This window comes from Azospirillum brasilense (genome assembly GCF_005222205.1).
GTDB classification, from domain to species: Bacteria; Pseudomonadota; Alphaproteobacteria; order Azospirillales; family Azospirillaceae; genus Azospirillum; species Azospirillum brasilense_G.
In genome coordinates this window covers 971,920-984,819 of sequence record NZ_CP032345.1, presented here as the reverse complement: position 1 = coordinate 984,819, position 12,900 = coordinate 971,920, and the positions used below count along the sequence as shown (strand labels likewise).

Sequence of the window (12,900 nt, the reverse complement as noted above, 5' to 3'; positions counted from 1 at the left end):
TGAGGACGGACGGAGGAGGGCGCCCGGTCAGAGACCGTTCGCGGTGATCGCCGCCTGGGTGCGGTTGCGCACGCCGAGCTGGCGCAGGATCGCGGTGACATGCACCTTCACCGTGCCTTCGGTCAGGCCCAGCTCGTGCGCGATCTGCTTGTTGGACTTGCCGTCGCGCAGGCGGTTCAGCACGTCGCGCTGACGCGGCGTCAGCTGGTCGCCCGCCCCGTCGGCCAGGGAGCCGAGCGGATCGCAATCGCCCGCGCCGTTGCCGGCGTGCGGGGCGCTGTCGGCCATCCGCTCGCCGCGGATCGCCTGTTCCGGCAGATACACGCCGCCGGCCAGCACGAGCTGCAGGGCGCCCATCAGCACCTTCGCGCTGCTCGACTTCGGGATGAAGCCGGCGGCGCCGTTCTCCAGCGCGGCCAGCAGGTCCGACCGCTTCTCCGATCCCGACACCACGACCAGAAGCGCCTTGGGGAGCCGCTGGTGGATCTCGCCGAGCAGGGAGAAGCCGTTCCATCCCGGCATGCCGAGATCCAGAAGGATCAGGTCGAAGGCGATGGTGCCGTCGCACAGGCGGCGGACGTCGTCGAACGTCCCGGCCTCGTGAAACACCATGCTGTCGTCCGACTGGGCGAGCAGACGCCGCAGCCCGTCCCGGAACAGCAGGTGATCGTCGGCAAGCAGAACGTTCAGGGTCGGCTTTTCCGCGCTGGATTCCATGATGCTCATCGTGTCGGGGCTGCGATCCAAACAAATTCGGAACGTATTGCCGAAATAGCCATCATCATTTCGAGGCGGAAGAGGGCCTTTTGTCCTATGGCGCACCACCTATGGCGTGTCTCCGCATCCAAAACGGGTGCTCCGGACGCGACAACGCCGGCCGCGGGATGGCGCGGCCGGCGTTGTCGGTGCCGGGGAAGCAGAACCGCAAGGAGGCGTCGTCAGACCACGCTGGCGCTGACCCCGGCGGCTTCCGCCGGCTGATCGCCGATGCCGTTGTTCAGCGCCCAGATCGCCGCCTGGGTGCGGTTGGAGGCGTTGATCTTGCGCAGCAGGCTCTTCAGATGGACCTTCACCGTGGCCTCCGTGATGTGGAGGTGGTTGGCGATCATCTTGTTGGAGTTGCCGTTCAGCAGGCAGCGCAGGATCTGGATCTCGCGCTGGGACAGGCCCTTGCGGCGGGCCGGGACCTCGGTCGCCAGCTCGTCGCTGCGGCCGTTGATCAGCAGCTCGGCGAGGTGGGTCGGGAACACCTTCTCGCCCATCATCACCAGCTTCAGCGACTGCATCAGCGCTTCGCAGGCGATGTCCTTCATCAGATAGCCGTGGGCGCCGGCGCCGAGCGCGCCCGACAGGCGGCGGGTGCACAGGTCGGTGGTCAGGATGACGACGCGGATGCCGGGATGGCCGTCGCGCAGGGCCCGGAGCTGGTCGGCCTCGTCCTCGCCGCCATTCACGAGGTCGATGAGGATCAGGTCAGGCTGGGTGCCCGCCGCCTCGACCGCGGGGACGCCCTCACGCAGGGTGCCGGCCTCGCCCATCACCTTGAAGGGCGTGTTCTCGAACAGACGCTTCATGCCTTCGCGGAAGAGCTTGTTCGCGTCGATCAGGAAAACGTTCACGGGGTCCATTGTTCCTACCCGCCCTCTGTTTGTTTCAATTCGGTCGTTCGTCTGGCGCCTCCGTGGACATCCGGTCCGGGGGGAGGGCCGCTCTCCGCGGCTGTCCGTTTGGTTCCGGGGTGCCACGATCTGATTGGACCTTACCCCGGATTTGCGGAACAGAAAATTTCCCCAAAGGAAAAATTATGTCTCGCAATGGGCATATGCCCTAAGCCGAAATAAGACAAACCGTCCAACGAACCGTTCACGAATGTCCCACGCGGAATAATCAATCGGTCAAAAATTCGGTTCTGCCTGTGATTTGTCTGTGACTGCGGGTGATTCTTGGGATCCTATGGCCGATGTGACTTCGGGCGATTGTGATAAGACAAGCGCTATGGTCTCGGACATAGTGCGGGGTGTGTCTATCCTGGCCCATGGGCCTAGTCCCATGCCGATTGGCGGAGCGCCCCGGCCGTTCCGTCAAGGGAAGGGGTTCGATGCGCCGGGGGGCGTGCTATATACGGTGTCCTCTTTCGATGAAGGGCGTCTCCCGACCGCGGGGGAGCCCACCCAGGAAATCCGGTGCCGCATGTCCGATCCCTACGCCTACGACGATCCGCTGGGCCATGATCCCCTCAGCCACGCGGGCGCTCCGGCCCCCGCGCCGGCGCAGCGTTTCGCCTATCTGGACGGGCTGAACCCCGTGCAGCGCGAGGCGGTGGAGGCTCTGGACGGCCCGGTGCTGGTTCTGGCCGGCGCCGGCACCGGCAAGACGCGGGTGCTGACGACGCGGCTGGCCCATCTTCTGATGACGCGCCGCGCCGCCGCCTTCCAGATCCTGGCGGTCACCTTCACCAACAAGGCCGCCCGCGAGATGCGGGAGCGCGTCGCCCATCTGGTGGGGATCGAGCCGGAGGGCTGGTGGCTGGGCACCTTCCACGCGCTGGCCGCGCGCATCCTGCGCCGCCACGCCGAGCTGGTGGGGCTGAAGTCCAACTTCACCATCCTCGACACCGACGACCAGATCCGCCTGATCAAGCAGCTTCTGGAGGCGGCGAACGTCGATTCCAAGAAGTGGCCGGCGCGGCAGGTGCTCGGCGTGATCGAGCGCTGGAAGGACCGCGGCCTGACGCCGGACCGGCTGAACGAGGGCGACGGCGGCGATGTGGCCGGCGGGCGCGTGGTGGCGCTCTACCGCGCCTACCAGGAGCGGCTGCGCACGCTGAACGCCTGCGACTTCGGCGACCTGCTGCTGCACAACATCACGCTCTTCCAGAAGCACCCCGACGTGCTGGCGGAATACCACCGCAAGTTCAAATACATCCTGGTGGACGAGTATCAGGACACCAACGTCGCCCAGTATCTGTGGCTGCGCATCCTCTCGCAGGCCCACAAGAACATCTGCTGCGTCGGCGACGAGGACCAGTCGATCTACGCCTGGCGCGGCGCCGAGATCGGCAACATCCTGCGCTTCGAAGCCGACTTCCCGGGCGCCAAGGTGGTCAAGCTGGAGCAGAACTACCGCTCCACCGGGCACATCCTGTCCGCGGCCTCCGGCCTGATCGCCAACAACAAGGGGCGGCTCGGCAAGACGCTGTGGACCCAGGCGGACGGCGGCGAGCCGGTGCGCGTGCGCGGCGTCTGGGACGGCGAGGAGGAGGCCCGCTGGGTCGGCGACGAGATCGAGGCGCTGCAGCGCCAGGGTGTCTCGCTCGCCCAGATCGCCGTCCTGGTCCGCGCCGGCTTCCAGACCCGCGAGTTCGAAGAGCGCTTCATCACGCTGGGCCTGCCCTACCGGGTGATCGGCGGCCCGCGCTTCTACGAGCGCCAGGAGATCCGCGACGCGCTGGCCTATCTGCGCGTCGTCAACTCGCCCGACGACGATCTCGCCTTCGAGCGCATCGTCAACGTGCCCAAGCGCGGCGTCGGCCCGGCGGCCCTGCAATGCCTCTATCAGGCGGCGCGCTCGCGCGGGATGCCGCTGACCGAGGCCGGCTGGGCGCTGACCGAGACGGACGAGCTGAAGCCCAAAGTGCGCGGCGTGATGCGCAACCTGCTTCAGGATTTCTTCCGCTGGCGCACCCTGTCGGCGACCATGCCGCACACCGAACTGGCCCGCATGGTGCTGGACGAGTCCGGCTACACCCGCATGTGGCAGGAGGACAAGACGCCCGAGGCGCCGGGCCGGCTGGAGAACCTGAAGGAACTCATCACCGCCATGGCGGAGTTCGAGAACCTGTCGGGCTTCCTGGAGCATGTCGCCCTGGTCATGGAGAACGCCGAGGCCGCCGGCGTCGATCAGGTCACGGTGATGACCCTGCACGGCGCCAAGGGGCTGGAGTTCGACATGGTCTTCCTGCCCGGCTGGGAGGAGGGCGTGTTCCCCAACCAGCGCGCGCTGGACGAGACCGGCATCGCCGGGCTGGAGGAGGAGCGCCGCCTCGCCTATGTCGGGCTGACCCGGGCGCGCAAGCGGGCCTACATCAGCCACGCCGCCAACCGGCGGCTCTACGGCAACTGGGTCAGCGCCATCCCCTCCCGCTTCGTCGAGGAGATCCCCGGCGGCGACGTCGAGGCGGAGGCGGCGAGCGGCCTCTACCCCGGCGGCAACGCCGGCAACGGCTTTGGGGGCGGCTTCGGGGGCGGCCTCGGCGGGGGCGGGAGCTTCCGCGATTCGCCGAGCTACGCCGCCTTCCGCGCCGGCCAGCAGGCGGCGGGCCGGCAGCAGCCCCCGTCGCAGCGCACCATCACGCTGGACAGCGGCTCCTATCAGGTCGCCCCGCGCGCCCGCCCGAACGCGCCCTTCCCGAAGGGGGCGCGGGTGTTCCATCAGAAGTTCGGCTACGGCACCGTCACGGCGGTCGACCAGGACAAGCTGGAGATCGACTTCGACCAGGCCGGCAGCAAGAAGGTGATGGACAGCTTCGTGGTGCCGGCGGAGAAGGCGGGCTGAGGACCGGCGGGTTGCCGAAGGCAGGGTGACCGATTGCCGCAGCGGCCCCTCGCGGTGACGGTCGTCACAGGTTCGGCGGCGGCGTTCGGCTACTGGTGGGGTGCAGACAGCGCACCCACAGCCGCCCCCACAGCCACGGAACCCGCCCAGTGTTCGGCAAGAGCAGCACCGCGTTCGAGGTCCAGATCCGCCGCGAGGGGCGCTGGACCATCGAAGGGACCTACGACGAGGAGCGCCGGGCCCTGGCCTCCGCCCGCAGTTGGCTGGCGGTCAGCGGGGTGGAGGAGGTCAAGACCCTCAAGTTCCGCTCGCTGGCCGGGCTGTCGCTGGAGACGGTGATCTTCCAGAAGGCCGTCCCGGTGGTGAAGGACAAGCCGATGACGCTGGGCGGCACGGCGGAGGGCGCGCCCTACTGCACGGCCCCCGGCGATCTCTACGGGTTCGAGTCGCGGGTGGTCACCGGCCGGCTGCTGCGCCCCTTCCTCGACAAGTTCCGCATCACCCCGACCGAGCTTCTCCATTCCTGGACCTACCTGCGAAAGCTTGACGAGCAGGGACTGCTGCTCGGCGCGGCGCTCCAGGCGGTGGCCCGCCACCACGCGGACCGCCATGGCGTCGCCGTGCCGGCGCGGGCGCGCGAGTTGCGGTCCTTCGCCGACGTGGTGATGGCGCGCGCCCGTGACTTCCAGGCGGAGCGCAAGGCCCTGCCGGCCTTCGACTCCGCCGATCTGTCCCGGTCGAGCCGCGCCCTGGTCATGGCGGTGGGGGAGGAGGGACACGACTTCGCCTTCCTCGGCCAGCTCACCGTTCATCTGGCCGATCGCAATTCGCTGGCGGGCAAGCTGGAGATGCTGCTCGACCTGATCGGGCCGGACGTGGAGCCGCGGCACCTCGCCCTGCTGGACGGGGTGATGGCCGACGCGCTGGGCTCCGCCGAACTGGTGAAGGAGCTTCTCGGGGCGCAGCCGAACCTCGCCCTCGGGCTGTGCGCTCTGGCCGACCTGATCCTGGGCCGCGACCCGCAGCCGAAGAGCGAGCCGGTGAGCCCGCTGCTGGCCCATGTCGGCGCGCTGATCGTCCAGGGGCGCGCGCCGTGCTGCCGGACCGTCCTGCTGGAGCGCATCCAGCACTCGCTGAACGGCACCCAGCCGCTCGACCGCCGCGACCCGAAGAAGGAGGCTCTGCTGGCCGACCACCTCGCCACCCACCTGCGCGATCCGCAGGGGCGCCTGCTCGGCGGCGCCGAGGTCGAGAAGGCGCTGGCCCGCCGCCTCATCCGCCACCGTCAGGCGATCCTGCGCGAGCAGGGGATGCACGACATCGCGGATCGGCTGTCGGGGCGGTGACTCCGCCGGCTTCGCCTCACGACGCCGGCGGCGACCAGGGGAGTTCGGTCTGCGGCTTGTCCCGCCGCAGCGCTTCGTAGATCTCCGCGCCCTTCTTGCGGTCCGTCTCGCACATCATCATCAGCACGTCGGAGTCGGCGCTGGCCGACGTGCAGACCTTCGAATCCCGGGTGCAGGTCGGCCGCGGGTGCGGCGCCAGCCAGTATCCGGGTTGAGCCTTCCGCGCCGCCTCCCAAAAGGCCGTCGTCAGCTTGGCGCTTTCCGCCTCGCTGCCGTCGTTTCGCACGGTGAACAGCGGCGAGTGCACGCTGCTCGCGAACAGGCCCGAACCGGTCATCTGGGCCACGCAGAAGCGCTCGCGCACCGGCGCGGCCGGCAGGACCGGCGCATCGGCGTACACGGCTCCCGGCGGCAGGGCCGGGGTCGTGCTGATGATCGGGCCGACGATCAGCTCGCGCGGCTCGCGGGCGCGCCACAGCTTGACCAGCACGCTCTGCCCGCTGGGCACCACGCCCAGAACACGGCGCATCTGCATCACATCATCCACCGCGACGCCACGCACCTCCAGGATCACGTCGCCGCCGCGGATGCCCGACAGCTCGGCCGCCTTGCCCGGGAGCAGCGTCGTCACCACCAGACCGCGCGGCGACTCCAGCCCCAAGGCCTGCGCCAGTTGGGCGGTCAACGGGCCCACAGCCGCTCCCATCGCCCCCTGCGGTTCGCTCGCCGGTGCCGCGGCGGGAGCGGCCGTGCCGGCCACCGCTCCGCTGATGCCATTGGGGCCGGTGGTGACGGTCGTCGCCGGTGCGGAGCCCGCACCCGCCACCGTGCCGCCACCCTCCGCGCAGCGCTGTTCCGCCATGACTTGACGCACCGCCTTGATGTTGACCACCACCGCCTCGCGGTACGCCGGGTCCACCGTGGGCAGTTGGTCGATGTAGCCTTTCTGGAGCGACGCCAGGGCTTGGCAGCCCGTGCCCCGGTAGGAGGGGACCATATCGGCCACCAGGGACGCTTCCGATGGCATGCTCGCCGCGTTCATCGCCCCGATCGCCAGCCCGGCCGGATCGAGCGCGCAGCCCGACACCATCGCCGCCCCGGAAACCGCCACCAGCGCCGCCATCCATGCCCTGGCCGCTTTGCTAACGCGCTGCATCACGCCCGTCTCCCCCGTGTCGCTCTTGCGGAACCCTCGATCCGCTTATCTCCGGGTGCAGTGTGCCCGCTCAAAAGTGGTAAGAAAAGCGGCGGCAAGCCCATGACGTGTTTTCGCCGGCCAAAACGTCGCACTCTGCGGTCAACCCAGCCCGGCGGACCCGTTTCCGGACGCGGCGGCCCGGTGGCGCGACGGGGGCGTGCGCGCGGTTGCAGGACGTCCCGGCTGCAGGAAATCTTTGTGTCTCCGCGTCTGTGTGGTTAAGTCTCCCACCAGACAATGACCACCCCATCATCGGCGACCTCCCCCATGTCCTCCTCCAAGCTCTGGCGCATCGCGCTCGTCATTCCCGAAGCCCACGCCCCCGCGTTTGCCGAGGCGATTGGCGATCACGCCGACGCGGTGTCCACCTTCGAGCTGGAGGAGCATGGCGACTGGCTGGTCGAGGCGACGGTCTATGGGCAGCCGGACGAGCCGCGGCTGAACGCCCGCGTCGCTGTGCTGGCCGAGGCCATGGGCATCCCCGAGCCCAAGCTGATCGTCGAGGAGCTGCCGCTCATCGACTGGGTGTCGCACAGCTACCAGGGCTTCCCGCCGATCCAGGCCGGGCGCTTCTTCGTCCACGGCTCCCACCATGAGGGCATCGTCCCGGCGGGCAGCATCCCGCTGCTGGTCGACGCCGCCACCGCCTTCGGCACCGGCGAGCACGGGTCGACCAAGGGCTGCCTGATGGCGCTGGACCGGCTGTCCCGCCGGATGAGCCTGCCGCGCACCGGGCGCGGCGGGGCGCTCGACATGGGCTGCGGCTCGGGCATCCTGGCGCTGGCGGTGACCAAGCGCTGGCGGGTGCCTGTCACCGCCGTGGACATCGACCCGGAGGCGGTGCGCGTCACCCGCGTCAACGCCGCCCTCAACGGGGTGAAGGCCCGCATCCGCGCGCAGGGCGGCGACGGTTACCACACCGCCATCGTGGGCAAGCACAAGCCCTACCGCCTGATCACCGCCAACATCCTGGCCCGCCCGCTGGCCCGCATGGCGCCGCAGCTGAAGCGCCATCTCCAGCGCGGCGGCGTCGCCGTGCTGGCCGGCCTGCTGAATCGGCAGGAACGCCACGTCATCCAGGCGCACCGCACCCAGGGCCTGCATCTGGTCGCGCGCATCCCGGTCGGCGAATGGACCACCCTTGTGGTGAAGCGCCCGAAGCGGAAGGCCGTAAAGGGCTGATGCCCCTGGATTTCGGTCCTCCCGCCGCCAATGTCTTCGGGACATATGGACGACCCGCGGAGGACCGATGCTGAACCGGATCAGGGCGCTGTTCCAGGAGAACGACCCGGGCGACGACCGCCACAGGCTGGAGGCCGCCGCCGCCGCCCTTCTGGTCGAGGCCGCACGCACCGACAACACCATTTCCCAGGCGGAGCGCGAGCGCATCCTCGACGTCACCCGCCGCCACTTCCACCTGAGCGAGGAAGAGGCGCAGGACCTGCTGTCCGCCGCCGTCTTCGACACGGAGGGCGCCTCGCCCTACTACCGCTACGTCACGGTGATCAACGACCACTGCCCGCCGGACAAGCGGCTGTGGATCATCGAGATGCTGTGGGAGGTCGCCTACGCCGACGGCGAGCTGAACGACCTGGAGGCCAATCTGCTGCGCCGCATCGGCGGCCTGCTGCATGTGCCCGACGTCGACCGCGGCATCGCCCGCAAGCGTGTCCTGGAGCGGCTGGGCCTGCCCGACGATTCGGGGCTGTAAGGCGTCCCGCCGGGGCCGTCGCGCGGCCATGCCCATTCCCGCGCTTGCGCGGTGAGGCGTCCCTGCCTAGCCTGTCGCGGACGGCTTCACCGGATGAGGATCAGCCCCCGTGTCCAGCGCTTACCGCGGCGACGAAACCCTGGCGCAGCTCCTGGCCCAGGCGGGCCTGCCCCTAACCCCCGCGGACATCCGCAGCCTCGTCGCCGGGGTGCTCGCCGCGCCGGAGGGGGAGGACCCCGACGGCTGGATGATTCTGGTCGGGGCGCGGCTTCCGGAGGATCTCGCCGGGCAGCTCCGCGCCTTGAAGGCCGACCTTGCCGATGGCCGTGTCGCCGGGGCGCCCGATTACGCCGCCCGCATCGCCGCCCTGCGCGGCGTCCTGGCCCGCGCCGAGCTGGACGGCTTCATCGTGCCGCGCGGCGACGAGCATCAGGGCGAGTATGTGCCGCCGCGCGCCCAGCGCCTCGCCTGGCTGACCGGCTTCACCGGATCGGCCGGCCACGCCGTGGTGGGACGCGAGCGCGCCGCCATCTTCGTGGATGGGCGCTACACCCTCCAGGTCCAGGCGGAGGTGTCGGGCGATCTCTACGAATACCGGCATCTGGTCGACGATCCGCTGACCGAGTGGGTGGGGGAGGCGCTGCCGCAAGGCGGGCGGCTCGGCTACGATCCGTGGCTGCACACCGCCGGCTGGGTGGAGCGCACCCGCCAGCAGTTGCAGCGCATCGGCCTGTCGCTGGTGCCCTGTCCGGACAACCCGGTGGACCGCGTGTGGACGGACCAGCCGCCGCCCCCGCTGGCCCCGGTGGTCGCCCAGGACCTCGCCTTCGCCGGGGACAGCGCCGCCGACAAGCGCGCCCGCATCGCCGGCGACCTGGCGCGCAACGGCATCGGCGCCGTGGTGCTGACCCAGCCCGATTCCATCGCGTGGCTGCTCAACCTGCGCGGCGCGGACGTGCCCTGCACGCCGCTGCCGCTGTCCTTCGCGATCCTGAAGGACGACGCGCAGGTGGACCTGTTCATCGACCGCCGCAAGCTGGCGCCCGGCGTGGAGTCCCATCTCGGCAACCAAGTCGCCGTGCGCGCCCCGGACGATCTGGGCGCCGCGCTCGACGGGCTGGGCCGCGAGGGGCGCAAGGTGATGGCCGACCCGGCGAGCACCTCGGCCTGGATCTTCGACCGGCTGCACATGGCCGGCGCCAAGCTGGAGCGCGACCCCGACCCCTGCGCCCTGCCCAAGGCCTGCAAGAACGAGGCGGAACTGGCCGGCACCCGCGCCGCCCACATCCGCGACGGCGCGGCGCTCGTCCGCTTCCTGCACTGGCTGTCGCAGGAGGCGCCGTCGGGCACCGTGACGGAGATCGCGGCGGCGGACCGGCTGCTGGCCTTCCGCCGCGCCAACGACCGCTTCCGCGGTCTCAGCTTCGACACGATCTCCGGGGCGGGGCCGAACGGCGCCATCGTCCATTACCGGGTGTCGGAGGCCACCGACCGCCGGCTGGAGCCGGGCAGCCTGTTCCTGCTGGACAGCGGCGCCCAGTATCAGGACGGCACCACCGACGTGACGCGCACCATCGCCATCGGCGCGCCGACCCCGGAGATGCGCGAGCGCTTCACCCTGGTCCTCAAGGGGCACATCGCGGTCAGCACGGCGCGCTTCCCGCGCGGCACCACCGGGTCGCAGCTCGACACTTTGGCCCGCCTGCCGTTGTGGTCGCTGGGGCTCGACTACGACCACGGCACCGGCCACGGGGTGGGCAGCTACCTGTCGGTGCACGAGGGGCCGCAGCGGATCTCCAAGGTGCCGAACAGCGTTGCGCTGCAGCCCGGCATGATCCTGTCCAACGAGCCCGGCTACTACAAGACCGGCGCCTACGGCATCCGCATCGAAAACCTGATCGTCGTCCAGCCGCTCGACCTGCCCATGGCGGAGCGGCCCATGCTGGGGTTCGAGGTGCTGACCCTGGCCCCCATCGACCGCAATCTCGTCGAACCAGCGCTGCTGACCCAGGCGGAGATCGCCTGGCTGAACGCCTACCACACCCAGGTGCGCGAGACGCTGGAGCCGCGGCTCGCGGGCGGGGCGGACGCCGCCGTGGCGCACTGGTTGAGGCAGGCGACCTCCCCGATCATCGATTGATGGGAAATGGGCCGGGATGGACCCTTGTCGGCGGCTGGACGGCGCATGAGGCGAGAATCAGCCCGTGCGTTCGCCTGTGAATTCTGGCAAGGTCCCCACCCGGCGCAGGGGTATGCCCCTTCGGACCGCCGCCGGACGCGCGTCCGTGCCTTGGAAGCGATGCCTCATCGCATCGGGGCCCGGCGGATTTTCGGTGGTCTTGGTAACCCGATATTTACGGGCGTACGTCACTGTGGCCGTGAGGGATGACTTTTCGGCAGACTTAAGGCATCACAGTCGGACCAGACCGACCTCGGCGCACGCCATGCCGCGCCGGGCGGGCTGAACGCCGGGCCGGGGCCTAGCAACGGAAGAATGCGGAGACGCGTAGATGAAGATCCTTGTCGTCGATGACTACGCCACCATGCGGCGCATCGTGCGGAACCTCCTGACCCAGATCGGCTACACGGACATCGACGAGGCCGGCGACGGCGTCTCGGCCCTGCAGAAGCTGCGCGAGAGCAAGTTCGGCCTCATCATTTCCGACTGGAACATGGAGCCGATGACCGGCCTGCAGCTCCTCAAGGAGATCCGCGCCGACGCCAAGCTCGCCTCGACCCCGTTCATCATGGTCACCGCCGAAAGCAAGACCGAGAACGTGATCGCCGCCAAGCAGGCCGGTGTGAACAACTACATCGTCAAGCCTTTCAACGCCGACACCCTGAAGCAGAAGATCCAGGCCGTCATCGGCGGGTAAGGAGTGGTTGGGTTGGATCAGCTTCCGCAGCTTTCCGAGGAAGAGTTCGACCAGATCGAGGAAGCGATCGCCCGCACGACCAAGGGGCGAGCCTTCCTGCGCCGCTTCCACCGCCGGGCCCACGGGGCCGCGGCGGAGGAGGTGCGCAAGATGCTGCTGGAGTTCCGCAGCTCCTGGCATCAGCAGAGCGAGGTGGTGGAAGCCTCCAAGCACGTCGAGGTGCTGCGGCGCGAGCTGATGGAGATGGCTGCCTCCATCGAGCAGGCGCGGCGCGAGGTCGCGGCCCTGCGTCCGCCCGACGCCGGCGGCGACAAGATCACGTCGGCGACCAACGAGCTGGACGCCATCGTCATCTCCACCGAACGCGCGTCCTTCGAGATCCTGAACGCCGCCGAGCGGCTGATGGACCTGTCGGGCAAGCTGAAGGCGGACGGCGCCGATCCCGGACTCTGCTCCGAGATCGAGGGGGAGGTGACCAACATCTTCACCGCCTGCTCGTTCCAGGACCTGACCGGCCAGCGCACCAGCAAGGTGGTCAACGCGCTCCGCTACATCGAGCAGCGGGTCAACGCGATGATCAACATCTGGGGCGTCGAGAAGCTCGCCGGCATCCAGGTCTCCCATGAGAACACGGACACCCGTCCGGACGCCCATCTGCTGAACGGTCCCCAGCTCGACGGCCTCGGCGTCAGCCAGGCCGACGTGGACAGCATGTTCGACAGCCCGGCGATGGCGGTTCCGCCGCCGCCGGCTCCCGAACCGCCGCCGGCCGCCGCCGCTCCGGCCCCCGCTCCCGTGGCGGCCCAGACCGGATCCAAGGCGAGCCAGGCGGACATCGACAGCCTGTTCGACAGCCCGGCTCCAGCACCGGCCGCTCCGGCGAAGGCCAGCCAGGCGGACATCGACAGCCTGTTCGACAGTCCGGCTCCCGCTCCGGCCGCGGCGCCGTCGGCTCCCGCCCCGGCCCCCGCCGCCAAGAAGCCGGTGCCGAAGCCGGCCTCGGCGGCCAAGCCCGCCCCGAAGCCGGCCGCTCCGAAGCCGGATGCCAAGCCGGCGGCCGCCCCGCCGCCCGCGGCGGACGAGCCTCCGGCGCCGCTGGATCAGGCGGCCATCGACGCCCTGTTCGGCTGACCCCGCGGTCAACACGACGGTTCGGCGTCGGATTTGTGAAGAGTTGCCGCCGCGCCAGACGGCCGGCGCATTGGGACCTGAAGT

10 protein-coding genes are annotated in these 12,900 nt (G+C 69.8%); 7 read left to right on the top strand and 3 right to left on the bottom strand.

The window, feature by feature from the left end:
- Window positions 1-27: 27 nt before the first annotated feature.
- Together D3869_RS04845 and D3869_RS04840 are read right to left on the bottom strand one after the other, a co-directional pair.
- Window positions 28-717, bottom strand: coding sequence for a LuxR C-terminal-related transcriptional regulator (locus D3869_RS04845; RefSeq protein WP_247895724.1), 690 nt, complete (start codon window positions 715-717; stop codon window positions 28-30).
- A gap of 221 nt (window positions 718-938) precedes the next feature.
- Window positions 939-1,628 carry a LuxR C-terminal-related transcriptional regulator gene (locus D3869_RS04840; RefSeq protein WP_137139144.1) on the bottom strand — a complete coding sequence of 230 codons (690 nt, stop codon included), beginning with the start codon at window positions 1,626-1,628 and terminating at the stop codon, window positions 939-941.
- Between the two features lie 562 nt (window positions 1,629-2,190).
- Here D3869_RS04840 and D3869_RS04835 point away from each other — a divergent pair.
- Together D3869_RS04835 and D3869_RS04830 are read left to right on the top strand one after the other, a co-directional pair.
- Entirely contained in the window at window positions 2,191-4,554 is a 2,364-nt protein-coding gene (locus D3869_RS04835) for an ATP-dependent helicase (protein ID WP_137139143.1), read from the top strand.
- Window positions 4,555-4,703: 149 nt separating this feature from the next.
- A complete protein-coding gene (locus D3869_RS04830; RefSeq protein ID WP_137139142.1) occupies window positions 4,704-5,900 on the top strand; it encodes a hypothetical protein in 1,197 nt (398 codons plus the stop codon).
- A 16-nt stretch (window positions 5,901-5,916) separates the two neighbouring features.
- Here D3869_RS04830 and D3869_RS04825 read toward each other — a convergent pair whose 3' ends face one another.
- Window positions 5,917-7,056 carry a PDZ domain-containing protein gene (locus tag D3869_RS04825; RefSeq protein ID WP_137139141.1) on the bottom strand — a complete coding sequence of 380 codons (1,140 nt, stop codon included), beginning with the start codon at window positions 7,054-7,056 and terminating at the stop codon, window positions 5,917-5,919.
- 309 nt (window positions 7,057-7,365) lie between these two features.
- Between D3869_RS04825 and D3869_RS04820 the strand changes: the two genes are divergently transcribed.
- The 5 genes from D3869_RS04820 to D3869_RS04800 all read left to right on the top strand — a co-directional run bounded on the left by D3869_RS04820 (window position 7,366) and on the right by D3869_RS04800 (window position 12,816).
- Window positions 7,366-8,280, top strand: a complete 915-nt coding sequence (locus D3869_RS04820) for a 50S ribosomal protein L11 methyltransferase (RefSeq protein ID WP_137139140.1) — start codon at window positions 7,366-7,368, stop codon at window positions 8,278-8,280.
- 67 nt (window positions 8,281-8,347) lie between these two features.
- A complete protein-coding gene (locus D3869_RS04815) occupies window positions 8,348-8,809 on the top strand; it encodes a TerB family tellurite resistance protein (protein ID WP_137139139.1) in 462 nt (153 codons plus the stop codon).
- A gap of 109 nt (window positions 8,810-8,918) precedes the next feature.
- Window positions 8,919-10,949 carry a M24 family metallopeptidase gene (locus tag D3869_RS04810; protein WP_137139138.1) on the top strand — a complete coding sequence of 677 codons (2,031 nt, stop codon included), beginning with the start codon at window positions 8,919-8,921 and terminating at the stop codon, window positions 10,947-10,949.
- Window positions 10,950-11,319: 370 nt separating this feature from the next.
- On the top strand, window positions 11,320-11,685 hold the full coding sequence (locus D3869_RS04805) for a chemotaxis response regulator CheY (RefSeq protein ID WP_014241240.1): 366 nt from the start codon (window positions 11,320-11,322) through the stop codon (window positions 11,683-11,685).
- A 3-nt stretch (window positions 11,686-11,688) separates the two neighbouring features.
- Window positions 11,689-12,816: a protein phosphatase CheZ gene (locus tag D3869_RS04800; RefSeq protein WP_137139137.1), complete on the top strand. Its 1,128-nt coding sequence runs from the start codon at window positions 11,689-11,691 to the stop codon at window positions 12,814-12,816.
- Window positions 12,817-12,900 lie beyond the last annotated feature (84 nt).